Source organism: Fredinandcohnia quinoae, assembly GCF_022427965.1.
GTDB lineage: Bacteria > Bacillota > Bacilli > Bacillales > Bacillaceae_L > Ferdinandcohnia > Ferdinandcohnia quinoae.
On the sequence record NZ_JAKTTI010000022.1, the window covers coordinates 47,552 to 70,253 of the forward strand.

The 22,702-nt window shown below is 35.5% G+C and carries 34 protein-coding genes and 1 tRNA gene; 9 read left to right on the plus strand and 26 right to left on the minus strand.

Annotation, left to right across the window (positions count from 1 at the left end; genetic code table 11):
* Nucleotides 1-56 precede the first annotated feature (56 nt).
* The 3 genes from MJG50_RS13930 to MJG50_RS13940 all read right to left on the minus strand — a co-directional run bounded on the left by MJG50_RS13930 (nt 57) and on the right by MJG50_RS13940 (nt 4,004).
* Nucleotides 57-500, minus strand: a complete 444-nt coding sequence (locus tag MJG50_RS13930; protein WP_240256351.1) for an NUDIX domain-containing protein — start codon at nt 498-500, stop codon at nt 57-59.
* A 59-nt stretch (nt 501-559) separates the two neighbouring features.
* Nucleotides 560-1,741, minus strand: coding sequence for an SLC45 family MFS transporter (locus MJG50_RS13935; RefSeq protein WP_240256352.1), 1,182 nt, complete (start codon nt 1,739-1,741; stop codon nt 560-562).
* A 214-nt stretch (nt 1,742-1,955) separates the two neighbouring features.
* On the minus strand, nt 1,956-4,004 hold the full coding sequence (locus MJG50_RS13940; protein WP_240256353.1) for a bifunctional diguanylate cyclase/phosphodiesterase: 2,049 nt from the start codon (nt 4,002-4,004) through the stop codon (nt 1,956-1,958).
* Between the two features lie 190 nt (nt 4,005-4,194).
* Between MJG50_RS13940 and MJG50_RS13945 the strand changes: the two genes are divergently transcribed.
* Nucleotides 4,195-4,440, plus strand: a complete 246-nt coding sequence (locus tag MJG50_RS13945; RefSeq protein ID WP_240256354.1) for a DUF2164 domain-containing protein — start codon at nt 4,195-4,197, stop codon at nt 4,438-4,440.
* A gap of 477 nt (nt 4,441-4,917) precedes the next feature.
* Here the strand turns inward: MJG50_RS13945 and MJG50_RS13950 are convergent, their stop codons facing one another.
* From MJG50_RS13950 to MJG50_RS13980, 7 genes are read right to left on the minus strand one after another with little or no spacing between them, the layout of a single operon-like run.
* A complete protein-coding gene (locus MJG50_RS13950; protein ID WP_240256355.1) occupies nt 4,918-5,472 on the minus strand; it encodes a histidine phosphatase family protein in 555 nt (184 codons plus the stop codon).
* A 23-nt stretch (nt 5,473-5,495) separates the two neighbouring features.
* Nucleotides 5,496-6,008, minus strand: a complete 513-nt coding sequence (locus MJG50_RS13955; RefSeq protein ID WP_240256356.1) for an ankyrin repeat domain-containing protein — start codon at nt 6,006-6,008, stop codon at nt 5,496-5,498.
* Nucleotides 6,009-6,066: 58 nt separating this feature from the next.
* Nucleotides 6,067-6,489: a DUF1801 domain-containing protein gene (locus MJG50_RS13960; protein ID WP_240256357.1), complete on the minus strand. Its 423-nt coding sequence runs from the start codon at nt 6,487-6,489 to the stop codon at nt 6,067-6,069.
* A 32-nt stretch (nt 6,490-6,521) separates the two neighbouring features.
* Nucleotides 6,522-7,001 carry a GyrI-like domain-containing protein gene (locus tag MJG50_RS13965; protein WP_240256386.1) on the minus strand — a complete coding sequence of 160 codons (480 nt, stop codon included), beginning with the start codon at nt 6,999-7,001 and terminating at the stop codon, nt 6,522-6,524.
* Nucleotides 7,002-7,055: 54 nt separating this feature from the next.
* Nucleotides 7,056-7,499 (minus strand): group-specific protein, encoded by a 444-nt coding sequence (locus tag MJG50_RS13970; RefSeq protein ID WP_240256358.1) that lies wholly within the window; start codon nt 7,497-7,499, stop codon nt 7,056-7,058.
* Nucleotides 7,500-7,516: 17 nt separating this feature from the next.
* Nucleotides 7,517-8,383: a GNAT family N-acetyltransferase gene (locus tag MJG50_RS13975; RefSeq protein WP_490374915.1), complete on the minus strand. Its 867-nt coding sequence runs from the start codon at nt 8,381-8,383 to the stop codon at nt 7,517-7,519.
* Nucleotides 8,384-8,392: 9 nt separating this feature from the next.
* Nucleotides 8,393-9,406, minus strand: a complete 1,014-nt coding sequence (locus tag MJG50_RS13980) for a S66 family peptidase (RefSeq protein ID WP_240256360.1) — start codon at nt 9,404-9,406, stop codon at nt 8,393-8,395.
* 148 nt (nt 9,407-9,554) lie between these two features.
* Between MJG50_RS13980 and MJG50_RS13985 the strand changes: the two genes are divergently transcribed.
* Entirely contained in the window at nt 9,555-9,839 is a 285-nt protein-coding gene (locus MJG50_RS13985) for an AbrB/MazE/SpoVT family DNA-binding domain-containing protein (RefSeq protein ID WP_240256361.1), read from the plus strand.
* Nucleotides 9,839-10,165 (plus strand): endoribonuclease MazF, encoded by a 327-nt coding sequence (mazF, locus tag MJG50_RS13990; RefSeq protein ID WP_240256362.1) that lies wholly within the window; start codon nt 9,839-9,841, stop codon nt 10,163-10,165. The genes MJG50_RS13985 and mazF overlap by 1 nt, the downstream gene beginning before the upstream one ends.
* Before the next feature lie 77 nt (nt 10,166-10,242).
* Here the strand turns inward: mazF and MJG50_RS13995 are convergent, their stop codons facing one another.
* Both MJG50_RS13995 and MJG50_RS14000 read right to left on the minus strand, forming a co-directional pair.
* Nucleotides 10,243-10,407, minus strand: a complete 165-nt coding sequence (locus MJG50_RS13995; RefSeq protein WP_240256363.1) for a hypothetical protein — start codon at nt 10,405-10,407, stop codon at nt 10,243-10,245.
* Nucleotides 10,408-10,607: 200 nt separating this feature from the next.
* Nucleotides 10,608-10,904, minus strand: coding sequence for an antibiotic biosynthesis monooxygenase family protein (locus MJG50_RS14000; RefSeq protein ID WP_240256364.1), 297 nt, complete (start codon nt 10,902-10,904; stop codon nt 10,608-10,610).
* 149 nt (nt 10,905-11,053) lie between these two features.
* Here MJG50_RS14000 and MJG50_RS14005 point away from each other — a divergent pair, with 149 nt between their 5' ends.
* A complete protein-coding gene (locus MJG50_RS14005) occupies nt 11,054-11,815 on the plus strand; it encodes a serine hydrolase (RefSeq protein WP_240256365.1) in 762 nt (253 codons plus the stop codon).
* A gap of 15 nt (nt 11,816-11,830) precedes the next feature.
* Here MJG50_RS14005 and MJG50_RS14010 read toward each other — a convergent pair whose 3' ends face one another.
* Both MJG50_RS14010 and MJG50_RS14015 read right to left on the minus strand, forming a co-directional pair.
* The gene (locus MJG50_RS14010) at nt 11,831-12,037 is read right to left on the minus strand and encodes a histidine phosphatase family protein (protein WP_345893239.1); all 207 of its coding nucleotides are present in this window, start codon (nt 12,035-12,037) and stop codon (nt 11,831-11,833) included.
* Entirely contained in the window at nt 12,034-12,240 is a 207-nt protein-coding gene (locus MJG50_RS14015; RefSeq protein WP_240256366.1) for a hypothetical protein, read from the minus strand. The genes MJG50_RS14010 and MJG50_RS14015 overlap by 4 nt, the downstream gene beginning before the upstream one ends.
* Before the next feature lie 178 nt (nt 12,241-12,418).
* Between MJG50_RS14015 and MJG50_RS14020 the strand changes: the two genes are divergently transcribed.
* The 3 genes from MJG50_RS14020 to MJG50_RS14030 are packed head-to-tail and all read left to right on the plus strand — an operon-like array spanning nt 12,419 to nt 13,259.
* A complete protein-coding gene (locus MJG50_RS14020; protein WP_240256367.1) occupies nt 12,419-12,589 on the plus strand; it encodes a hypothetical protein in 171 nt (56 codons plus the stop codon).
* Between the two features lie 34 nt (nt 12,590-12,623).
* Nucleotides 12,624-12,821: a hypothetical protein gene (locus MJG50_RS14025; RefSeq protein ID WP_240256368.1), complete on the plus strand. Its 198-nt coding sequence runs from the start codon at nt 12,624-12,626 to the stop codon at nt 12,819-12,821.
* A 36-nt stretch (nt 12,822-12,857) separates the two neighbouring features.
* On the plus strand, nt 12,858-13,259 hold the full coding sequence (locus tag MJG50_RS14030; RefSeq protein WP_240256369.1) for a GNAT family N-acetyltransferase: 402 nt from the start codon (nt 12,858-12,860) through the stop codon (nt 13,257-13,259).
* Nucleotides 13,260-13,330: 71 nt separating this feature from the next.
* Here MJG50_RS14030 and MJG50_RS14035 read toward each other — a convergent pair whose 3' ends face one another.
* From MJG50_RS14035 to MJG50_RS14065, 7 genes are all read right to left on the minus strand, one after another.
* Nucleotides 13,331-14,017, minus strand: coding sequence for a DinB family protein (locus MJG50_RS14035; protein WP_240256370.1), 687 nt, complete (start codon nt 14,015-14,017; stop codon nt 13,331-13,333).
* Nucleotides 14,018-14,065: 48 nt separating this feature from the next.
* Nucleotides 14,066-14,479, minus strand: coding sequence for a VOC family protein (locus MJG50_RS14040; RefSeq protein ID WP_240256371.1), 414 nt, complete (start codon nt 14,477-14,479; stop codon nt 14,066-14,068).
* Nucleotides 14,480-14,808: 329 nt separating this feature from the next.
* A complete protein-coding gene (locus MJG50_RS14045) occupies nt 14,809-15,450 on the minus strand; it encodes a pyridoxamine 5'-phosphate oxidase family protein (RefSeq protein WP_431307291.1) in 642 nt (213 codons plus the stop codon).
* 6 nt (nt 15,451-15,456) lie between these two features.
* Nucleotides 15,457-15,732 (minus strand): hypothetical protein, encoded by a 276-nt coding sequence (locus MJG50_RS14050; protein ID WP_240256373.1) that lies wholly within the window; start codon nt 15,730-15,732, stop codon nt 15,457-15,459.
* 84 nt (nt 15,733-15,816) lie between these two features.
* Complete coding sequence (locus MJG50_RS14055) at nt 15,817-16,317, minus strand: phosphatase PAP2 family protein (protein WP_240256374.1); 501 nt, start codon at nt 16,315-16,317, stop codon at nt 15,817-15,819.
* 253 nt (nt 16,318-16,570) lie between these two features.
* On the minus strand, nt 16,571-17,053 hold the full coding sequence (locus MJG50_RS14060) for a GNAT family N-acetyltransferase (RefSeq protein WP_240256375.1): 483 nt from the start codon (nt 17,051-17,053) through the stop codon (nt 16,571-16,573).
* 60 nt (nt 17,054-17,113) lie between these two features.
* On the minus strand, nt 17,114-18,337 hold the full coding sequence (locus MJG50_RS14065) for an MFS transporter (RefSeq protein WP_240256376.1): 1,224 nt from the start codon (nt 18,335-18,337) through the stop codon (nt 17,114-17,116).
* Nucleotides 18,338-18,834: 497 nt separating this feature from the next.
* On the opposite strand from MJG50_RS14065, the gene MJG50_RS14070 reads away from it, so the two are divergent.
* Nucleotides 18,835-18,908, plus strand: a tRNA-Arg gene (locus tag MJG50_RS14070).
* A 54-nt stretch (nt 18,909-18,962) separates the two neighbouring features.
* Here the strand turns inward: MJG50_RS14070 and MJG50_RS14075 are convergent.
* The 5 genes from MJG50_RS14075 to MJG50_RS14095 form a co-directional block, all read right to left on the minus strand.
* Nucleotides 18,963-20,252 (minus strand): restriction endonuclease, encoded by a 1,290-nt coding sequence (locus MJG50_RS14075; RefSeq protein WP_240256377.1) that lies wholly within the window; start codon nt 20,250-20,252, stop codon nt 18,963-18,965.
* Nucleotides 20,245-20,406 carry a hypothetical protein gene (locus MJG50_RS14080; protein WP_240256378.1) on the minus strand — a complete coding sequence of 54 codons (162 nt, stop codon included), beginning with the start codon at nt 20,404-20,406 and terminating at the stop codon, nt 20,245-20,247. Before MJG50_RS14080 ends, MJG50_RS14075 begins: the two co-directional genes overlap by 8 nt.
* 164 nt (nt 20,407-20,570) lie before the next feature.
* Nucleotides 20,571-20,942 (minus strand): hypothetical protein, encoded by a 372-nt coding sequence (locus tag MJG50_RS14085; protein WP_240256379.1) that lies wholly within the window; start codon nt 20,940-20,942, stop codon nt 20,571-20,573.
* 161 nt (nt 20,943-21,103) lie between these two features.
* Nucleotides 21,104-21,937 carry an N-acetylmuramoyl-L-alanine amidase gene (locus tag MJG50_RS14090; protein ID WP_240256380.1) on the minus strand — a complete coding sequence of 278 codons (834 nt, stop codon included), beginning with the start codon at nt 21,935-21,937 and terminating at the stop codon, nt 21,104-21,106.
* A 77-nt stretch (nt 21,938-22,014) separates the two neighbouring features.
* Nucleotides 22,015-22,257 (minus strand): hypothetical protein, encoded by a 243-nt coding sequence (locus MJG50_RS14095; protein WP_240256381.1) that lies wholly within the window; start codon nt 22,255-22,257, stop codon nt 22,015-22,017.
* A gap of 138 nt (nt 22,258-22,395) precedes the next feature.
* On the opposite strand from MJG50_RS14095, the gene MJG50_RS14100 reads away from it, so the two are divergent.
* Entirely contained in the window at nt 22,396-22,617 is a 222-nt protein-coding gene (locus tag MJG50_RS14100; RefSeq protein WP_240256382.1) for a hypothetical protein, read from the plus strand.
* Nucleotides 22,618-22,702: the final 85 nt, after the last annotated feature.

A 22,702-nucleotide genomic window follows, 5' to 3' on the forward strand; every position in this document is an offset into this window, starting at 1 on the left:
TCCTTACTTACATTCTAATATCAGCAAATCCTTTATTCCTGTCTTTTTCTGCTCTGTTAAGACAGATGCTTTTTGAAAAACTCTTTTGTTTCTAAATGTGTTAATTGCCGATAGATCTCTTCTTTATTTAAGAATTGTAGTTCACTAATCTCACTATCTAGTGGATTTAAGCCATCTATTTCCCCAAAATATTCAACTAAAAACATTGTTGTCTCCTGACTTTCATACCCAATTTTAGATTTAATTTCAGCAGGAAACTCAAATACTATTTTTTCATCAAACTGTTTAATTACCTTGTAGTGAGTAGAGCCTGTCTCCTCTTTGAGCTCTCGGAAAAGTGAGTGTTCCTCCGATTGATCACTCACTTCTACTCCACCTTTAATGAAATCCCATTCTCCGCTTATCATTTCTTTTCCATTAAGTGTATTTATTTTTCCTTTATAAACAATTAAAAACCTATCATTTTGAAAAACAATGGCACCTACAGCTTTTCTTATCATTTTTTCAATCCCTTATTAGATAACGAAATTTTCCGAATTCTCTATTTAGCATACCACATTTATTCTATCGTAGTTACAGAAATCATAGCTTTTTCCTTCATTTTAAGCATACAAATTAACGCAAAAAGCATACTTCCAGTTGCCGCGAAAAATAAAACCCCATAACCAAATAAATCGATGAACAGCCCTAATATTGGTGGTGAACTGATTGCTGCTAATGACGATACTAAATAGTACAAACCAGTTCTTGTTCCAATACTATTTTTACTGCCTGTCGAAACGATTAAAGGATATGAGTTTATATTTACAAATGCCCAAAATGCACCGCCTACAAATAAAATGATTCGTAAAAAGAGAACGGATTCAACCCAATTTAATAGAAAAAAAGAAATAGCCAAGCCAATCACACCGGCCACAATTACTCTTTTCTTGCCATATTTTGCACCCAAAAAACCACTTGGGATAGCAAATAATACAAAACTCAATGAAAAGAAAGTCAAAGAAAATGCAGAAGCACCTTTTGATAGTCCTAACTCATTGACACCGTACAATGTAAATAAAGCCTCCATTCCTTGAATGGAAATGAACCAAAAGAAGATTGCCGCTAAAAGTAATAGTGTTTGCGAATTTAATTCCTTTTTGTAGTTTATTTTTGACGGAGTTGTAGTTGAATAGGAAATCGTGTCGCGGTTTTCATTAATATTTTTGAAAACAACCCATAAAGCAACAAAGAAAACAGCTGAAACAGTTAAAAATGGAAGGGACTCATTCATATTAAATAAAATCGAACCTACGCTAAAGGCGAGAATTGCACCACACCCACCCATAAAATTAATAATACCATTAGCTTTTGTTTGCTTTGACTCTGGGGTAATGTCTGGCATTAAGGCGATTGTTGGAGAACGGAAAATAGCCATTGATAGATTCATACAAACCATAAAAATTAGTAAAGTAAATAAACTTGTATGAAAAGGAATCAATGCATAAAATATCGCTGCAATCGGTATACCTATAAGCAAATAGGGCATACGTCTTCCAAACCGAGTTTTTGTTCGATCACTGCGTTGTCCGATATAGGGCTGCAAAAAGAGGGCGAAATAATTATCAATTGTCATCAAAAAACCAATTATAGCTGTACTAGCTAAAAAATGATCTAAAAAGAATGGTACAAAGGCATTGTATAACGACCAACCCAAACTAATACTAAAAAAACCAAACCCTAACAGCCATGTTTTTTTCATTGCAGCTCTCCTCTAACCTTTTTCAATTCAAAAAAAATAGAAGTGCTATTATCTTATGCGATATAGCACTCCCGATTTCCTCATTCTCACTTAATTATTGACGACATTTTTACCGGTGGAAACTGCCGTGTCCATGATGATAACCATGCACTGGATAGTAATTTCTATTTATATCCTTTTCTTAGATACCGATTGATCAATATACGTTGTAGTTTCAAATATTAGATATGTTCTGAAATTCTTCCGCCCATTTTACAAACTCACCTTCACGAAGTGGTGGTGTGAAGAAATAACCTTGGATTGTAGGATTTTCAGACATTGATCTTAAGTATAAAACTTGGTCTTTTGATTCAACACCTTCAATCACAACCTTTAAATTTAAGGAATGACAGAGTGTAATAATGGCTTTAACAATGGCTGAATCCTTTTCAGAATTTGGTACCCCATCAACAAACGATTTATCAATCTTTAATGTAGTAATGGGTAGACGCTTTAGATATGATAATGAAGAAACACCTGTACCAAAATCATCAAGTGCAACTGAAAACCCAAATTCTCTAAACTCCTCGATTGCCTTTATCGCACTTTCAATATTATTTATCACACTTGTTTCTGTAATCTCAAGTTCCAAATAACTGCTTGAAAAATTATTATTTGTAACACTCTCTTTTAAGATATTCATTAGTCTAGGAGAAGTTACATATGGACCAGGAATATTGATAGCAACTTGCCATGCAGAAATCCCATCTTGTATCCATTTCGAAATTTGATAGCATACTTGATTAATAACCCAATCCGTAACATCATACATTTTGTTATATTCCTCAAGGATTGGGATAAAAATACCTGGTGATATATGTCCGTAGATTGGATGATTCCAACGTAAAAGCGCCTCAACACCCAAGATTTCTTTACTATGAGAACTAATCTTTGGTTGATATACTAAAAATAATTCATTATTTCTAATAGCTCGATCTATATCATGGACGAGATTTCTTTTCAAAGCATACGTATGAATGGTTGGGTCATATTCAATAACCTCATGATTATATTCAATTGTTGAGTGTTGAAGTACAGCGATTGTATTTAAAAATAATGTTCCTACCTTCTCCGATGCCTGTGAAGTAGAAATGGCACATACCATTTCAATTATTAGGCGTTGATTTTCTACTTCAATTGGTTTCATTAAGATAGAAGCGATTCTTTCCATCGAAATTTTCAACTGTTTAATATTTCGACTGTCAAAGGTAAAAATAGCAAATCGATTGCCTTCTATTCGATACACACTCGCCGATTCAGGCTTCAATCTTATAATAATATCCGCAACAACCTTGATGATATTATCACCAAACATATAACCTCTCCTACTATTCCACTGCTCGAGGTTATGCAAATGGATGACTGCCAGACTCCCGAAAGAATAGGAGTACTCAAGCTTTTTTTCAAATTGGCGCCGATTCGGCATTAATGTTAATGGATCGAAATAAGTTAACCGATAATCTACATATCGATCTAAAAAACTCGAGAGACCCGATATAATGAAAAGGACAAAGATCCCGATTGTCACACCTAAAATTAAGGAATACATGTCCATATTCTGCATTTCATGTAAACCATGCTTAATAGGATCCTTTGTATAAAAGATTACAGCCTCCATACCTATATAGTGCATAGTTGCAACCGCTCCACCCATTAACAAAGAGGTTACAACTTTTATTAGCCAGTTACCCATTAATCTCTGCATGGTAGAAAATACATAAAGTGCAATATAAGATACTATAATAGCCACACCAATTGAAGCAAGAAAAATCCATGGTTTATATGTGTATTGGGCATCCATCTTCATAGCAGCCATTCCAACATAATGCATAGCAGCAATTCCAATCCCCATGATCATGCCTGCAAATACATATGACCATTGAGTACGTTTCCTACTATTTGCAATGACAAACGCAATATAAGAAGAAAAAACAGCTGGAAGCATTGAAAGAATCGTTAAGAATAAGTCAAACTTCATCGGTAATGGCAACATATACGCACTCATCCCAATAAAATGCATCGACCATATACCTAATCCCATAGCAATCGACGCTAACGCGCGCCAAAAAGAACGATGAAAAAAACTATTTTGTTGAATTCTTTCATTCATGGAAAGTGCAGTAAAGGATGCAAAACAAGCAATTAAGATTGATAGTATTACAATTGGAGCAGAATATTCACCATGTAAAATGAAAACCTTAGTTGAATCTGGTTGCGAGAACATATTGACGTACCTCATTTACGTAGAATTCTAGAAGTTATTCGTTACACTAATATTCTTTTTATCGGTTCATTTTCTATTTTCTCCACTTGAAATTATTGGCTATGTTTGGTGAAACACAATAAAATGCTATAATTTTACTTAGAACAACTGTATAGTTAAAAGAAATAGTATGGTAAGGAGTGTTACACTTTTGTTCATTAAATTAACTAAAGAGCAACAACAAATAATGATATCTGATATTCAATATTTCTTTTCTATGGAGAGGGATGAAGAAATAACGGAGTTTGCTGCTGAGCAAGTATTACATTTCGTAAAAGAAAAACTCGCACCACATTTCTATAATGCAGCGGTCCATGATGTCAAGAACGTGGTCGAACAGCAATTCGCATCACTTGACGATGAAATCCTAACACTAGAGCGACCGATCAGAAAGTAGAGAATTGATATGTAGTAGTTCAGTTATTAAGTAGAAAAACTAAATTCACGAGGTCAACACCGAAAAAAGCAGAGGTTTTTATCATCCTCTGCTTTTTATAATCAAATGATCAGCACATCTTTATTTGAAAAGGAAAATCAACTTTTGCTAAAATCAATCCCTGCTTGAAACCATTGAAGCCCTTTTCGGAGAAAATAAGCGGAGATTTTTCCGTTAAATGCAGAATGGAACTCATTTCAGGAGAAATAAGGGAAGGTTTTCCGCTTATCCAAAGTAAATCCCCCCATTTTGAGGTTTTTCGGGCTAATAGGCGGAAACTCTCCTCTTATTTTAGCCTTTTTTAATAAAAATTACGAAATAAGAGGAATTTCTCCGTCTATTTATCAGCTCGAATCCTCAACACTATAAGTGCGGACATTCTTGTTCTATTTTCAAACCCTAACCCTTTACTATCGCATTTCCTAGTCACAAAAAAGTTCAAACGATCTTCTCGCTCCAAAGACGTTCAACTGTAACTTCATTATTCCTAAAACACAAAATAAATACATCTGGATTACTAAGCTTTTTCCATTCTTTAAAGCCAAATTCTTCATCTACGCTTTTAAGTAGTAAAGACATGATCCCCCCATGGGTCACTACAATCGTATTGTCATATTCACCCTCTAGAATTTCATCCACAACATGAACAATTCGCTCTGTTGCTTCTTGACTTGATTCCCCACCTTCAAATTTCAAATCCATATCAATATAGGTTTCTTCTAATCTTTCAAGCCAATCTGGCATTTGCGTTGTACTTAAAATTCGTTCTGATAATCTCTGATCAATTACAACCTCAAGATTCATTTTTTCAGCCAATGGTTCAATTGTTTGAATCGCTCTTAAAAATGGACTTGAAATAATTCGCTCGACTTTCTTCTTAGAAAAAAAGGCTACTAAATCGATTGCTTGTTTATATCCCTGTTCCGTTAGTGGTGATTCTGCCGGCTGACCTTCTGCCTGGCAATGTCTAATGATATAAATATTTTTTCCCATGACACTCACGTCCTATGAAAATACTATTCCATCCTTTTTAAAAATTGAACTACCTTGTTATTTCCCCGTGTTTCCGCTACTTGTAATGCCGTTTCTCCACCTTCAACCTTTGCATGAACATCCGCACCATAGTCAAGCAATAGCTGTATCAGCTCGATATTATCATCATGAAATGCTGCAGAATGCAAACAAGTATGACTATTGCTATCAAATAGATTCGTGTTCGCCGTACTTTTTAAAAGTAATTGAATCACGTCCATACTGCGCTCCCCAGCAATTGCAGCATGTAAAGCTGTATTGGATGGAATGTATTCAATTTTAGAATGTGAGATTGCGTCAACATCGGCACCATAGTCTAGAAGAACTTGAACAGCCTCCTTATTCCCGAAATGCGCCGCGTAGCCTAAAGGTAACAGCCCATCACTATTTTCTGTATTTGCTAGATTAGGATTTTCTTCAAGTAATCTAGCTAGTTCTGCAGTATCGTTCTTCTGTGCACTTTTAAAAATATCAGCTACCATCTCAGTTTGACTCATTACATGTTATTCCCCCTTTAAAATATGTAATTGACCACCACCAAATAAAAATAAATGTCTACTCACTTGGATACAATTCTCGTAAAAATGTAATTGATTGATCGATCAATTCTTTTAAAACTTCTACATTAATATCAGCGACCTTATTAATGTACACACATGCTTTACCAGATGTATGTTTGCCAAATTTCTGAAGCAATTCCTCACGTTTCGTATCTCCAGTTGCAAAATATAAGCTTATTTTAGCTTTACGCGGAGAGAAGCCCACTAAAGGCGCATCACCTTCATGTCCCGATTCATATTTATAGTGATAAGAACCAAATCCAATGATACTAGGTCCCCACATTTTCGCCTTATAACCCGTTGTTTCAGTGAAAATATCTAATAATTTGTATGCATCTTCACGCTTTTTCAAGCTATCCACATTTTCAATAAATTCAATAACACTATTCTCAGTTTCTTTTGTTTTTAATTCGTACAAAAAAGGACATCTCCACTTCGTTCATGGTATTTTTACTCTATCGTTTCCAATAATTCCACATCGATATTCATAACATCTTCCCAGCTATGGAAAAGTTCTAAATGCCACTTATCCCTTTCTCTTGTAAACCCATTTTCTTCAATCCAATTATGTAATTGGCCATACGCTTCTCTGATCTTGTGATTTGGCCCTTTATGCCTTAAGACAGCATACTTTTGTGGAGGAACCGTTAAGACAACCATGCCTTGTGGAATCTCCTCATATTCTTTTACCTCGAAACAAACCCAATAACCATCTTCCTCTTCTGGGCAATCATCTCCAGCAACAAAGGCACCTATTTGTTTTGTCGGGTTGATTACATGTTTGATTTCATTTTTACGTTCATCTAAAAGCTTTGACGCTCTAGGTATTTCTAATACATATTGATCACCAGGACAAACTACTCGAATCCCTACCAACTTTAATTCCTTTTCGTTAATTACAGTTATGTCTTGCATTATTTGTTCTGACATCATCAAATTGTCCTCCTTCTCTTTGCGTACACTTTTTTTGAAGTTACTGTTTCTTCATTTTTTCATCTCTTCTATACAAAAATCTACAAACTGCTCGATCGGTCCGATGTACTGTTTTACCTCTGGAAGGTGATAAAAGGTACTCGTAAGTTCAAATTTGTTAACATCATTGTTGGATGAATATAGAAAAACTCTTTTACCCTGTCCCAATGCAATTCCCATTTCAATATGGCTTCCCTTACCCGCTGGCAGTAGAATGATGACGAAATCAGATTCTAGCACAGCAGCTTTTTCTTTTTTTCCAATTTCCATTAATTGTCCTAACGACGTAGCCCTTTCATTGGCAGTCCAATCATAAGTTTGTAAATATCCTTTATTTTTTAAACTCTCACTCACGTATCTTACTGAGTCAATATTCGCAAAGCTTGAAGCAACGTAAAACTTCTTTTCATAGTCTGCGGCAAGTTTTGAATATGCCTCCAGAACTCGATTCTTCACATCTATCGCTCCCTTTATTAACTAAATGGAATTGGATATGGAATCACAACTGCATTACATGCTTTCTCGTAAAATTCAATCGGTCCCGCTCCTCCGATAATCGCATATTCATAACCAATCTCCTTCATATCACGTAAACAATGATGAAGCAGTGAATACCCAATTCCCTTAGTTCGTTTAGAGGTGGCAACACCCATTGGTCCGAAGTAACCTTTCTTATTCTGATACGTGTCAAATGCAGCAAAACCGATTATTTCATTACAGTCGTTTAATGCAATATAAATATTGGGTTCACTTAATTCGAACCCACTGACAATTGTTTGTGACCATTCACCTGAAAATCGATGCTCGACAAAAGAAACAAGTAAGTCATAATCATCATGAGTTACTTTTCGGATTTTACTAGATTGTATGTCTGGGAATGTGTACTTACCAAGATGTGTAATCATATCACGGGCAGTGGTGCCAAGAGCTATCATGATATTCTTAATTTGATCTGTTAGAAGATTGTTAATTGTCTTTGTTGTGAGGAGTGCTCTTAGTACATGGCCTTCATTCAGATGGATTTGGTTGTACTTTTTCATATAGGAAATGGCAGCCTCAAAAGCCTTCTCTACTTCATCAGTAACTTTTGAATCGATGAAGTTGCTGTGGTGGATGGTTTGGTCATCCATAGCAAGGACAGCTCCTCGAAAGGTTGAGATATCTAGCTCACATTTCATCGCCATTTCTCCTAGTGCACCAGATTTTTCTTGTAAAAAAGCAATCAGCAGGTGAACTGGATTCATCATCTTTTCGTTAGATAGCACAGCTTCTCTTTTCGCAGTTGCTATGATTTTCTTAAGAGTATTTGTTAAATATAGTTTCGTATGCTCCAGTATAATCTCCCCTACTTATATGAATTTTTGTAATATCGAACCTTTTCCATTTTCAACTTTCACTTCTGCAAAAGCACCATTTATCAATGTTATTTGGGGTGGGACATGGCCGCAGTCAATGTCATAAATGATCGGAATCTGTAGTTCATCAAATAGATCTTGATATACATCTTCAATTGTATAATTCTCTACAGGCGTATTTTTATCGCTGCGTCCAAACATAATCCCGGAACAATGATCAAACCAGCCTGCAAGCTTCATTTGCACTAATGTTCTTCGTATATCTGTAGTATTCAGCTCACAGTTTTCCAAATACCACAAAATTGGTTCCTCATTAATAAATTGCTTTCTGAAGTTGGCTACATCTCCAAATGATGTCCCAATTAAATGCCGAATAATATCGATACAGCCGCCAAGCAATCGGCCTTTTACTTCCACTTTTTCATGCGCAACAATCTTCCATTCTGTCTTCTCTGTTAAATGATACACACATGGTGATGCGTTATTGTGCTGCCATTGCTTTTGATACAACTCAGATGACATCTGTAAGATTGATTCACCTGCATCAGTTGATAAAACTTTTTCCCACATCGCAGTTGTATCATCTGAGTACTCTCCCCTTAAATCAATCAGATTTGTACCATGTGCGGTTGCAATCCCGGTCTTTAATGTTACCGCCAATAACAGAATACTTATATCTGAGTAACCAAGGATCCATTTTGGTCGAAGCTTGTCAAAATCAATATGTTCAAGAATTTCAACTAGTAATTCCCCACCCCATGGCGGAATAATTACATCAATTTGATCGTTTTGTATCATCTCATTAAACTCATCTGCACGCTTCTTAGCTGGTGCTGATTTGGCTTTATGCTCCGTCCAAACAGTATCACCGCATATTGTTTGATAGCCTTTTGTGTTCAAGCGTTTACATGCGAGCTTTACTAAATCATGCTTGTCATCCTCCACACCAGATGATGGTGCTGTAACACCAATGGATGCTCCCTGTTTCAAATTAGGATATGAAATCATGTATTCTCCTCCAAACTTTTTGACTTTAGAATATATTTCTCTATGAAACTTTGAAATCCTTTTCTTGCTGAAGATTTTCTAATTTTAGTATCATCTTCGGTTCTTCTGTATATACTAAGTATATACATCATAATATAGGAGTGATATAATGACTTCAAATATGAGTAGCGAAAGAAAAGAGGAGGTAATCATTTTGCTAACAAAGGTGCAGAAATGGGGCAACAGTCTAGCTGTTCGAATCCCAAGTAATATTGCTGAAAAAATTGAGATTGAACAAGGTTCAGAAATAGAATTAAGTTTAGTTAATCAAGTCTTAACATTAAAACCTAAAATTCGGAAAGCAACTTTGGACGAACTTTTAGCTAAAGTAACGAATGAAAATCGTCATTCCGAGATTGATTTCGGCTCAACCGAAGGGAATGAATTATTATAATGTTGGTACCTGACCGTGGTGACCTTGTCTATCTTAACTTTAATCCACAAGCAGGACATGAACAGGCTGGTACACGCCCGGCAATTGTTCTTTCCCCAAAATCTTTTAATGAAGTCACTGGTTTTTCAATTGTATGTCCTATTACTCGCCAACAAAAAGGGTACCCTTTTGAAGTAGCTTTACCAAATGGTTTAGGTATAGAAGGGGTAATTTTAACAGACCAAGTAAAAAGTTTGGATTGGCGTGCACGAAATTTTTCTATTAAAGGACAAGTACCAAAAGATATTGTTGAAGACTGTTTGAATTTAATACATACATTTTTATAGCATTCTATTAAAAAAAGTAAACGCCCCTGTCTCTGTCCGAGATGGATGGTTTACTTTTATTACGTAACTATTCTTTATTACTTCCAATACAAACCAGAAACCTCATCCCAGTTCCAATGCTCATTATAATTGCTACCCACTGCAATGTTCTCAATCCACTTCTTCGGATCTATTGCATCTTTATCTAATGAAAACATCTGCTTCCTTTCGATCAGCCCGAATCCACAAAAGTTTATCGTCATGATACATCGGAAGAAAATCTCCTTCGGATTGTGGTGGAGATGTCAGTTTTCTTTGCTTATGTTTTTGAAGGTATATATGATAATTACTAGGCTTCGGTCTTTTCTCAACCTCTACTCATTCACTTTCCTTTGAAAGACTTTTTGATTTTATGAGCATTTCCCTTTCACACAAAAAAGCCTCAATTAATTGGTGCTTTAGCCTATGAAAGATTCACCTTTATATAATGTTCAACAGTGGGAAATGGATCATAAAAATGATGTAATAATGCTTTCCATTCCTTGTACTCACTCGATTTCCTAAAGCCCTCTGTGTGATCCTCCAACGTTTCCCATTTTACTAGAAGTACATACTTTCCCTTTTCCTCAATACAATACTGCAATTCATGTGAAATATAACCGCTCATTGATGAAATAATCTTGGACGCTTTGCGAAACACCTCTTCAAATTCTTGTTCCATTCCTGTCTTTACTTCAAGTATAGCAACTTCTAATATCATCGAAACCATCCTTTCAAAAACTAACGTACGATCCTTCTTTTATAGACTATTATATAGTTTTTATTCCATCTCACTCATTTTAGAAGGACTTTTTCACTTCGAAAAAGAATTAGAAGGAAATCAGAAAAAAATACAAATGGGAGGTTAAGATGGAAAAGGTAATTGAAAAGGTAAAAGAAATTGATATTGGAGATCTCGGGATAATCATTTACTCCCAAAAACAACAAAGGATTATTTCTTCATTAAATAGTAATCTAGTCGTACCACTTGCTTCTGCAGCAAAGGTTGCAATCGGATATTGTATAGCAAAGTGGATTGAAGATGGCCTCTATACATGGGATGACATTATGATGGATATTCACTTCAACCCTGACGAAAATAGCCATCAATTGTATCCCCACCTTCAACAGAGAAGATCACTTGCACTTCGTGATGCAGTTGAAGTGATGATTGCGTGCCATGATAGTTTCCTAGCAAAAAATATAGTTTCTCATTGTGGTGGATGGGATTTGCTCAATCTTAAAATTCAAGCTCATTTTACTCATATTACCGTAACCGAAAATCCTCGAGACATGGATAATAATGGTGAACTTGGTGAGATTCACAAACTTATTTGTTCCATTTATCAGGGCTATCAAAAAAATCCCGAACTATGGCTTCCTGTTATAATTGGATTAGTCAGACAAAATGATGAAATTGAAGGCATTCCCGGACATTTGTTAAATCATATGACAGGCGGATTAGAAGATGTAATTGTTGATATTGGTATAGTAGGAGAATTTAATTCAGATCCCTTGTTGTATGCACTCGGAGCAAAAGGGTTACCGAATCGATATGTCCACCAAGAATCCGATAAAAAGATAATCGAAACCATGAAGTTATTATATGCGGAATATCTATCCCAGGGCTGAATTATTCGAAGAACTCTATGAATATATGGTATTCACCTTCTTAATATTCATAGAGTCGCTTGCTTCAAATGCTTGGTGCAGATCATCTGAAGAAAGTCGATTGGCCAAGGAAATAGCCTGCTGTCTCCCTTTTAAATTTAATGATATGTCGCTAAGCCCTTGGGCTTTGCTAAGTTCATTCCATTCCGTAATCCCATGCCTAATTAGGCCAATTGTTGTCATTTTTTTACCTTCCCCTTCATTAACCCAATCACGTAAAACATTTGGGTAATTAAAAATGATAGAAGAATAATGATAACTGAACCGATTGTATAAACTGCTGATTCACCATAGTCAGCAACACTGCCAAACATACTAGCACATACAAAAAATAATATTACACTACCCATTACTGTTAAGAGAAAAATACTAATGTATTCGAACAAACAAACACCTCCTCAGTTCTTAATATTACCAATTATACAATGAATTGGTTAAAATTTTATTAATAAATGCAATATTTTAATAATTATATGCAAATCAACTTACAATAATGTAAAATATAGGGTAGTGTTCCTGCGTTTTCATAATAAAATTTTCGATAGTAGCAAGGAGATAATTAATATGGATTGGAAAAAGTATGCATTTCTATTAATACCATTCCTACTTTTAGGCATTATTTTAGTAGTCTATTTACCACATGAGCAAATTCATTATGCAACCCTAGTACCACTAGTTTTCTGGGCTATATATTATATTTGGATCTACATTGAAAAGAGGCAAAGAAAAGAGTGATATTTAAATTTACTTGTTAAAGGAGTCAGTCGAAATGTATTACGATATCATTAGTGGAGTCATATATACGCTATTATTTTGGTGGGTAATCCTGCTTTTTTTTCAACGGGCTACTAATCGTTATCCAGTAAGGAATACATGGAAAAAGGATATCATCTTAACATTCATCCAAAGTGTTGTTATCCTACTATTATTACCTGTTCTAGTTTATTTCCTGAGGGATAATATGTAGAAATGATGATTACTTTTTAAAAAGGAGTGAGAAAATATGAACCAAATCATTTATAAAGAAAATGTCAAAATCAAAGCAAAGGAGCTCTCAGAAGTATTCAAATCATCGGGCATTAAACGACCTTCAGATGATTTACCAAGATTACAGCGAATGATCGAAAACTCAAATATAATTATTACAGCATGGGATGCTGATAAAATCGTTGGTGTTGCTAGAGCGATAACAGATTATAGCTATTGTTGTTATCTATCTGATCTAGCTGTAGATAAAGAGTATCAAGGTAAAGGCATTGGTAAAGAACTTATTAGATTAACGCGAGAACATATCAGTGATGAAGTGGCCTTAATACTTTTATCTGCCCCTACAGCTATGGAATACTATCCAATGATTGGTTTTGAAGCGATTGATAATGGTTTTAAGATTGCTAGAAAGAGATAGTTCTTTATTAGTATTTTACATCCACAAGAGGAATGGAAAAAACTTGTGGGTTACCCCTGTAACTTCGCCATCTATTTTTGGAGTTTTTCCTTTATACGCACACATTTATTTAGGTGCAAAAAGATATGTCTTGTTGCAGGCATCAAAATTAAACCAGCAATATTTTGTTTACTCCAGTACTCTGCTAACCATTTTGAATTCTGCATAACTGAATTTTCATCAAATAATCGATTAATTCTTTTTTGATCAACTTGCAGTTTAAAGTGTCCTGGTTTTAATGCTGAAATGATATCTTGTGTCTGTCTACCCACTGCTCTTCTATATGCTAATAATGAATTAAAATCAATTCTTTCACTTAATGCAGCAATGTCCTCTTCACTCATATCGTTTCCAGAATGAGTAAATTCAAGGTTCATTTTTTCAATCCAATTTGCAGTATGTAGAACTTGTTGAACATTAGCCACCAATATATTCATCGTCATATCCTCAATTCGAGCAATATGCCATAGGTGCCATGCAATCGAATTGTTCGTATCAGGATTTGGTACAGGGTACTCTCTAAAAATTGATTCATCCAAGTCCCTTAACACTTCATCTTCTAAGGTTACTTGACCTGTCTTCCCAATAGAAGACGAGTGTACTAAGGAATGTTGAGATAGGAATAATTGAATTGCTTTTGAATGTTCTTCAGGTTTTAATAAGATTTCTTTTAATTTCTTATGGTTTTCATTCCAAACCTTTCGTTGTTTCATGTCCATTTTCAACAATCGCTCCTACTATCACATTAGATTGATTCCTTTCCAATGTTAAATATTATATTTCACTTTAAATTCAGGACTCAATTCACTCCAGACGTCGAACTTATTCCCATCCAAATCATAAAATACAAAATTCCTTCCCGCATGTCCTCTATTTTCAATTTCTCCAACCTTCATGTTACGTTCCTTGAAATCATGATTTAGTTGTTCTAATGCTTCTAGACCATCTACTTCAAACGTAATCGAAAAACGTTCCTCCCCATGAATGTCATAAAAATTTGCAGTTTGGTTTTCCTTCGACTTTACTAGAAAAAAACTTTGATTTGCAAAATTAATAATCGCCTTATCCTCATCCACATAGCCTAACTCTACTCCTAGATTTTGAATATACCAATTAGAAGATTGTTCTACATCTTGAACCGGTATGTATGTCGTGCCTACTCTGATTAGCTTATTATTCATTTACAATCACCTCTAGTTTTAGTGTGAAAATCGATTTTCGTAACTACTTAACTTTAAAGTTAAAATACTTAATTTGAAATTCCTGGTCATGATGTGTCAACGAAGTTGGAGTTTGATCGGGTAATTCTAGATGAGGTTTATCTTGAGATGTGTTATTTGTACAACTAATAAGGAGAACTGAAGAACTAAGGATTATTGCTCGTATTATGAATCTCTTTATCTCATTCACCAACTTTCAGCTTTTGCTAATCAAAAATTCAGAAGGCTGTAGTTCTTTTTCCCATTTCTTTATCGAATCGAAATATTTCCAAAGCAATTCCTCCTTGTTTTCAATAAAGTCTTTTTTCATATCCTTCCTGTAATCTTTTTGAAATGGAGTCTGCGCTCATCCCTGGTAGATTAGCATGATCAGCTATTATTTTTGCAGCTGCTGGCAATTTTTCTTTTTCAATCCAAGAGTTCGGATCCCATAGCCCTGAACGTTTAAATGCTTTTGCACAATGAATATAGCATTCTTCCACTTCCACACCAATCCCAATGAGTGGTTTTTTCCCTTTCACAGCTAGCTGCGCGAGGAGGATTTCTTCTTTTACAAGGCATGCACTTCCATTTACACGGAGTGTTTCACCAAAACCAGGAATTAAAAAGACAAGTCCTATCCTTGAATTTGCTAAAATATTGCGCATCGAATCAATCCGTTTATTACCTGGTCTTTCTGGAATAATTAGATGATGTTCATCCAGTACATGAACGAAGCCTGGAACATCGCCTCTAGGTGAAACATCACAAAATCCTGCATCATCAGAGGTAGCCATTGCTAGAAATGGAGATTTCGAAATAAAATCGACACAATGCTGATCTAAGAAAGTAATGACCTTATTTTTAACTAATTCACTTGGAAAGCCGATAATTGTTCGAAGTTCTTCCTCTGTTTCTATCGTTTCATTAAATTCCAATTCGCCTCGCCCCACTCTCTACTATTCTTCAATATTTATCTTTCCGAATGAAACAACATTCGGATGTTTTTCATAGTTTAGTTTAATGGAAGGGACATATTCAACCGTTAATTCTATTCCCTGTTGATCTTCAATCGGAAAAATGCATATTCTTTCAATCTCACATGTCTTAATCGTTAACTCAAAATGATGGTTCTTCCCATTTTTTTCATAAACTTTTATCAAATAGGCATTTTTATTCTCTATATCTTTCTTTAATACTTTACATAAATATAAATCACCAGTAATCAATTTCAATTGAATCAGTTGTCCAACATAATTTACAAAGTAATTTACTATGTCCAGTGCATTTACCTCCTTTCCCTTTGGTTATATATCCCATCATCCAGTCTCCAAATTGTAGCGTTTTAAAGATCTTCTTTCCATGTATCGTTGAAATGACCAAATCGCAAACGTTAACCAGAAGGCACTTGCCACATATCCTCCAATAATATCTGTTGGGTAGTGAACCCCCAAATAAATTCTACTTACTCCAATCCCAACAATCATCATTCCACTGAAAAGGATTAACAAAACACGTCCCCAAATAACTGGAATATGACGCCATAACAAAAAAGTTAAAACCCCATAAAATGTAAATGCCCCCATTGCATGTCCACTAGGGAAACTGTACCCTGTGATCTCTATTAAACGATGAAGTTCTGGACGAGCTCGCTGAAATACCTCTTTTAAAATGAGGTTTAAAAGGGATGACCCGACCAAGACAGCTATGAATAAAATAAGTTCAGCTCGATGCTTCAATATTTTATAAAGAAAGACCATAATAAAAATGGACATGATAACAATCACAGGGAAAGACCCAATCGTTGACAAAAATCTCATCAATGAAGTAAAAAAAGGCGCTTCCATCCCTTGGACAATAGATATGATCGTACGATCGAATTGAATAATGTCATGATTATGCACAAATAAGGACAATAAGCTGAAAGCAATGAGAGTAATTACACATATGATAAAGGAAACCGATAGCTGAAATTTTAATTTCACTTAGGACACATACTTTCTTATTTTGATAGTCCTATTATTTTTGAAAATGACTTCGTTTATACAGGACCAACGTCAATTCCATCCCTTATTACAATTGATACACCATCGTAATCGATGTTCCTGACATACCATAATCTTTAAAACCGATCTTTTTATACACATGCACTGCTTCAAGATTAGTTGGATCTACACTTAGCGACAGGGCTTTAAATCCATCTTCCTCGGCTTGTTGAATAATTGCGTTCATTAGCTTGGTTCCTACTCCCATTCCACGTGCAGCTTTGGAAATAGCAATACCGAGTTCAGGTGTAAAGCTATCAATATATCCATAGCCTTTGTTTTGTTCATTAAATAAGCGATACCACACCGCACCCAATGCTTCATTTTTATCATTAACTGCTATAAGTGCCCGATCACCTTTTCTTCCCCATCCTTCATTGTATTTTTTCAAACCTGGTTGATTTAATAGAATCTCTTTTGCAGGTTTATCATTAGGAATGTGGATTGATTCATACATCATGTCTGTTAAAAATTCTATTTCTCCATCTACTAAAGTTCTTATCGTTATCACAAAGATCTCCCTTTTTTAAATAATAATAGCTATACTCATTCTTCATTTATCCTCTCTAGATTAAATGACGATATTATTTGATTTTCCTTCTTGAATATTCCCCTTTCCTTTCATGATCCCATTTAACCTTTCCGATGTAAGCAGCATGGCTGCAACAAATGCAACGATAAAAAACGGGAAGATTCCAATTGTAGAATATGATGCAACAAAACCAAGAATTGGAGGCATGAACGTTGTACCAGTATAAGCTAGAGCCATTTGATAACCAATAATTGTCTGGGAATGCTCCTTTCCAAATCGAGCAGGTGTTTCATGTATCATACATGGGAATATTGGTGCCAAGCCTAATCCAATCAAAATAAAACCTACTAGAGAAAAGATTGCTGGTAATGGTAACAATAAAAAGACTGTCCCAAATAATGCAAGCATTTGTCCTGACCGAATAAGAGTACGATTATCAACCTTTAATGTTATAAATCCTGTAATAAATCGCCCAATTGTAATTCCTGCATAATAGAGGGAAACCCATTTTGCCGCAACTGAAGGTGATAAATCCTTCACATTTACTAAAAAACTGCTCCCCCACAATCCAACGGTGGCTTCAGCTCCACAATAAAATAAGAAGGTTAATAGTGCTGGCTTGACCCCGCTAATATTTAGCGGTTTTATATTTTTTGCTACTTCATTATCAACAAACTCTAGTTTGGCGTCAGCTGAGTTTTCACTAATTGCTGCAACCTTTTTCCATAAAGGTAAAGTGAAAAAAAGGACCACAACTAACACAAACTGAATTCCGGCAATCGTTAAATATCCAGTTCTCCATGAACCTTCTTGCCCCGAAATAAACTGGGCCATAATGATTGGACCCAGTGTCGCCCCTACTCCCCAAAAACAATGAAGCCAGCTCATATGATGTGCTTTATAATGGACTGCCACATAATTGTTTAATCCTGCATCAATTGCACCCGCTCCTAATCCAAGTGGGATCGCACAGATAATTAACCAAAAAAGAGACGGTCCGAAATTAAAACCTAACAATGCAACAGCGGTCATTAAGCAGCTGACAAAGGTAACATTACCAGTCCCGAATCGCTTAAGTATCACTCCACTAGCCAAACTTGAAATGATTGTGCAACCAGCTATCGTCATAAAAAGCCATCCCGCTGTCTCTAGAGGCACCCCAAATTCAGGTTGCATCAATGGCCATGTCACACCTAACAATGAATCAGGTAATCCTAAACTAATAAAAGCTAAATAAATAATAATTAGAAAAAACGTCGCCATATACATAATCCACCTTTATAAAATTCATCATTACTATTTCAACTAATTTCATATATATTCCTTTATTTTTTTATTTTTCCCAAAACCTTTTTCAGTTTTGCTAGTCTAATAGATAGTGCGGAGACGAGACGTGGACATAATTGACCAATTGGCACTAAGAACCATTGGGGTGATGATGCGTTACCACTCGACCTCTTTTCTCAGCTCTACAGTCACGCTAAACATTCTTGCGTTACCACCCCACCACTATTCTCAGCTCCACGGGCACGCTAAACTTTCTTGAGTTACCATTCCAACACTCTTCCCGGCTCTATGGGCACGCTAAACTTTCTTGCGTTACCATTCCAACACTTTTCTCAGCTCCACGGGCACGCTAAACTTTCTTGCGTTACCATTCCAACACTTTTCTCGGCTCCATGGGCACGCTTAAGCCCTCGCATTACTCAATGTAAAATATTTGACCTACACGAAAAATAATTTTATAATAAACACCTGATGTCCCAGTAGCTCAGTAGGATAGAGCGACAGCCTCCTAAGCTGTAGGTCGTTGGTTCGATTCCAATCTGGGACGCTAGAAAAACCCTTATAAATAAGGGTTTTTTGTTATTTTAGGGAGTCTTTATGATCATAAGCTTTTAAAATACAATTGTGCAAATTCTACTCCATTTACTAATAATACATTATTTTCACTCGCTAAATCTCTACACTTCTCATTAAAGCCATCTGCCAATGAGATAAGTATCTTTTGAACAAGATTTGACTCTTCAAGATCTAACTGATTTTCCATCTGAATTAATTGATTTACTCCTGTTGCATTTGTGATACCTTGATGTTTTTTGATTTGGATGCAATAGGTTAATGTAATAGTTTTTGGCTCAAATGGTGTTTGTACTTGAATTTCTTTTGAACATAAGAGATCAATATCCCCACCTTTGCGATCATAGCTATTTGTTTTCAGTACATCGAAACCATTATCTTGCATATATTTGTTTACTAATTTCTCAAAGTCACTTGGGGTAAGATTTCTGACGGATTTAACCCATTCCTGATACAGATTCTCTTCAAATGCTTGAATTTTTGATTGAATTGGATGAGCCTCAACTAATGAATCCTTATCCTGAGATAAAAACACTTCATTTACCGCTTCAATAAATTCACGTTTTTGCACGAAGTTTACTGGGCTTGAATATGCAATCGATTTTAATAATCTTTTAATAATTAAAGGTGTTTGCATAGAATCATAATGGACTATTTGTATATTCTCTTGATCGATATGGACAACATGTCGATAATCATCGGTGTTTTGTAGTGGTTCCCTAAACTCATAGCAACTATTAGTATCCGCAATTTGCTTTGCCTTAACGATTAGATAATGGTTATGGTCTGGCTGTTTAGGAATCACAATTGTATCCCCATCGTTTATATGTAACATCCTGCTTAATACATTCCATTGTTTTCTGGCAGCCTTTTCATTATTTGTTACACTAAAAAAATTCTGTATAAATTCTTCTTTACCGCTAGTTAGAGAAAACTTTTCTGAATATCCCCAGCCTTGTCTAAGTCTCCCTTGTTGGATCTCTTGATATAATTTTTTTCTATCTGCATCATTTTGTCTAAAAACGACACATTGAGTCTTTTCAATTGGATGATATCCGATCCAATCACGAAACGGGATAAGAGACCCTCCGAGTTCAGTTTCAATCTTAATAGTAGCTAGTATTTTTTCTAAATCTATTTTTCCAGTATAATCCTCCCAATAGCCACGCCCTAACAAGGATTCAATATGCATAGGTGCTGTGAGCAGATGATTATACAAATCTAAAATACTAGCCTGATCATTCCCATAGCTTAATAGATAACGACTAGAATCTTGTTGCGCAACTATTTTTATATTCTTCATATTTATCTTATTCATCGTTGCAATTCCTCTCTATTTTTTCGTAATAACCACAATTTTTTGTGCACACAAAAGCGTGAAATCCGTCAATTTTTACATCATCTTCGTCGAAAGTAATTTCCTCCATCGCGTCTTCAATCATCTCTGCTCCACATTGATTGCAGTATTTCATTTCTTTTCCCCATTTCAATCGTTTATCGAGTTATGATGATCTATTCCTATAGTAACGAAACCTTTTTCAACTGTAAAATAAGAAAAAATCGGGTGAGAACGCCCGATTAATCAAATATATTTAATTCAGATCTAGTAACCCTCTAGATTCGACCTACTACTTCATTAACCCTTCTTCCCGATTGCACCCATTCCTTCTAATATTATTCTCGCATCGGTGTTTAAATAAGAAATAACATCATCACGTAGAAGTAATTGTGCATGATCCTTGACAAGCATTTTTAAACCTCTTACATCGAACTTTGTAGCATAGGTGTTGATTGCATTAATTGTAGCCAACTCTCTTCTACCCATTGGTTGATATCCTTTTTCTGTCCGTTCTGTTAAGAAATCTAATAGCTCTCTTGCATTATTTTTAAGATGGATTTTCTTTTCGTTTAAAATTTCTAAATTCTCTTCAATATATTTTCGAGCTGAAATAAAATCAAGCTCCTCGACACTTTTATTAATTTGTGCAATTACATCCTCAATTTTCATCCTTATCACCCTCTATGCTGCATTTAATATTTCTACACTCTAAATATATTATCGGCAAAAAAGGATGAATTATTAATAAAACCTTTGATTAGAATTACAATTAAATAGATAGATTTGCTAGTTTTCCCTACCAATAAAGCTCCTAGACGTACAAAACATTTTTAAAAACCGTTCAATTTTAGTACAGAAATCAACTTCCTTCTTGTATTTGGACCATATTTTCCATCTACTTTATGTGGAAGATACACCATTTGAAAACGTCTGACAGCATCTTCTGTTTTAGGACCAAACAAACCATCAACCGCTCCACTTTTAAAATTAACCGCATCCAATGCTCGCTGAAGTTGTTTCACTGCTTCACCTTTACTTCCACGAACAAGATTAATCTGTGGGACAGGATATTCTTCTGATGGATTGCTTTGTTCTTCTGGTTCAGGGTGCTCATTTCCTCTTCCAGGAGCTTCATATGAGATTCCTTCCTCACGACATATTGCTCGGACGATACATTCATACATTCCTTCCCGATAGTTCCGATCCTTGATTTTCTCGCTATTTACACCATCAACAAATTCATATTCAACAATTGTCACTCGGCAAGAACCAGTTAGTCGGTGCATGTAATAATAGTCTTGACCATTGGATTGCTTGCGTGAAAAAGTTCTTCTTACCGGATAGCTTTCCTTTTTAAACTCCTCTGTTAATAGTGCCTCAAATTCACCTGAAGAATGGATGGAATGAATGAACTCAGCCCCACTGCCACCCCCTGCATTAAAATGGTGTGAGATTCCTTTATGGTACTGCTTAACCTTGGCAGTTCTTGGTGACGGATCTAGCGTGACATCTGATGATCTAGTCACATCACTGGAAATCCCATGCTCCCTTAACCGTTTGTCCACATAAAGAGCAGCTTCCAACGTATATATCTTTTCTGTGTTCCCTTTTGCAACAGCACCGGGGTCATTGCCACCATGGCCGCCATCTTGAATCCACTTCAACATATACCAACTCCTTTCTCTTGATAGCTAGTACACTAGCAATAAGCTAAAAAACTATCTGTCACCCAGATAGCAAACTAATCTCCGTCTTTTTGCATCATATTTTTTGTGCCTGAGTATAAACCGCTTGCAGACAATCCAATCATCAGCCCAACTAGTATCCCTTGTTTAAGTTCCACATCCAAATAAAAAATCCCAAATGCTAGACCGCATATAACAGCAATAAATGGACTATATTTTGCTGGCAAACCGGCCCGCTTAAATAGAGCAACGATCCCAATAATTAACGGGAGTATCGCGACATCATAAATTTCGAACATGCTTTATCCCCCCTTTATGATGGTATGTACTAACATATTCTTTTTCTTGTCTTTTGCTTGTACGCTTGTCTACAAGAGTTGAATAATACTACATTTGCTTTCATATCTTTTATAGGACAAGAAAGGGGAATCGGGGCATTGTTAAAAATAGTTCTTATTGGACTCCTCCTTTTGGTAACCATCATTTATCTTATTTTTAAAAATAGGCAAAAGGGGGTTGAGGTTCTTACGATTCAGGAGTTTTTGTACAGTGGAGAAGTAACTGGAGAAAAGAAAACCTTAATAGACAATCTTAATGACTATTTCAAAGAAGATTTTCAAGGAGACTATAATGAGGATATCGACGAAGGAGATGAATAAAGTAACTCTAGAAAACCGCAAAAGGGAATGTAAAGTGTACCCTTTGTAAAGGACATTTTGAAAAAAGGCTTAGGCAACCTGAAGA

What these genes read in the sequence shown, in the direction of transcription:
- MJG50_RS13930 (WP_240256351.1), bottom strand. Translation starts at nt 500, where the DNA reads ATGATAAGAAAAGCTGTAGGTGCCATTGTTTTTCAAAATGATAGGTTT.
- MJG50_RS13935 (WP_240256352.1), bottom strand. Translation starts at nt 1,741, where the DNA reads ATGAAAAAAACATGGCTGTTAGGGTTTGGTTTTTTTAGTATTAGTTTG.
- MJG50_RS13940 (WP_240256353.1), bottom strand. Translation starts at nt 4,004, where the DNA reads ATGTTCTCGCAACCAGATTCAACTAAGGTTTTCATTTTACATGGTGAA.
- MJG50_RS13950 (WP_240256355.1), bottom strand. Translation starts at nt 5,472, where the DNA reads ATGGGAAAAAATATTTATATCATTAGACATTGCCAGGCAGAAGGTCAG.
- MJG50_RS13955 (WP_240256356.1), bottom strand. Translation starts at nt 6,008, where the DNA reads ATGAGTCAAACTGAGATGGTAGCTGATATTTTTAAAAGTGCACAGAAG.
- MJG50_RS13965 (WP_240256386.1), bottom strand. Translation starts at nt 7,001, where the DNA reads ATGTCAGAACAAATAATGCAAGACATAACTGTAATTAACGAAAAGGAA.
- MJG50_RS13980 (WP_240256360.1), bottom strand. Translation starts at nt 9,406, where the DNA reads ATGATTTCATATCCTAATTTGAAACAGGGAGCATCCATTGGTGTTACA.
- MJG50_RS13985 (WP_240256361.1), top strand. Translation starts at nt 9,555, where the DNA reads ATGACTTCAAATATGAGTAGCGAAAGAAAAGAGGAGGTAATCATTTTG.
- mazF (WP_240256362.1), top strand. Translation starts at nt 9,839, where the DNA reads ATGTTGGTACCTGACCGTGGTGACCTTGTCTATCTTAACTTTAATCCA.
- MJG50_RS13995 (WP_240256363.1), bottom strand. Translation starts at nt 10,407, where the DNA reads ATGACGATAAACTTTTGTGGATTCGGGCTGATCGAAAGGAAGCAGATG.
- MJG50_RS14000 (WP_240256364.1), bottom strand. Translation starts at nt 10,904, where the DNA reads ATGATATTAGAAGTTGCTATACTTGAAGTAAAGACAGGAATGGAACAA.
- MJG50_RS14005 (WP_240256365.1), top strand. Translation starts at nt 11,054, where the DNA reads ATGGAAAAGGTAATTGAAAAGGTAAAAGAAATTGATATTGGAGATCTC.
- MJG50_RS14010 (WP_345893239.1), bottom strand. Translation starts at nt 12,037, where the DNA reads ATGACAACAATTGGCCTAATTAGGCATGGGATTACGGAATGGAATGAA.
- MJG50_RS14020 (WP_240256367.1), top strand. Translation starts at nt 12,419, where the DNA reads ATGGATTGGAAAAAGTATGCATTTCTATTAATACCATTCCTACTTTTA.
- MJG50_RS14025 (WP_240256368.1), top strand. Translation starts at nt 12,624, where the DNA reads ATGTATTACGATATCATTAGTGGAGTCATATATACGCTATTATTTTGG.
- MJG50_RS14030 (WP_240256369.1), top strand. Translation starts at nt 12,858, where the DNA reads ATGAACCAAATCATTTATAAAGAAAATGTCAAAATCAAAGCAAAGGAG.
- MJG50_RS14035 (WP_240256370.1), bottom strand. Translation starts at nt 14,017, where the DNA reads ATGGACATGAAACAACGAAAGGTTTGGAATGAAAACCATAAGAAATTA.
- MJG50_RS14040 (WP_240256371.1), bottom strand. Translation starts at nt 14,479, where the DNA reads ATGAATAATAAGCTAATCAGAGTAGGCACGACATACATACCGGTTCAA.
- MJG50_RS14055 (WP_240256374.1), bottom strand. Translation starts at nt 16,317, where the DNA reads ATGAGATTTTTGTCAACGATTGGGTCTTTCCCTGTGATTGTTATCATG.
- MJG50_RS14065 (WP_240256376.1), bottom strand. Translation starts at nt 18,337, where the DNA reads ATGGCGACGTTTTTTCTAATTATTATTTATTTAGCTTTTATTAGTTTA.
- MJG50_RS14075 (WP_240256377.1), bottom strand. Translation starts at nt 20,252, where the DNA reads ATGAATAAGATAAATATGAAGAATATAAAAATAGTTGCGCAACAAGAT.
- MJG50_RS14080 (WP_240256378.1), bottom strand. Translation starts at nt 20,406, where the DNA reads ATGAAATACTGCAATCAATGTGGAGCAGAGATGATTGAAGACGCGATG.
- MJG50_RS14085 (WP_240256379.1), bottom strand. Translation starts at nt 20,942, where the DNA reads ATGAAAATTGAGGATGTAATTGCACAAATTAATAAAAGTGTCGAGGAG.
- MJG50_RS14095 (WP_240256381.1), bottom strand. Translation starts at nt 22,257, where the DNA reads ATGTTCGAAATTTATGATGTCGCGATACTCCCGTTAATTATTGGGATC.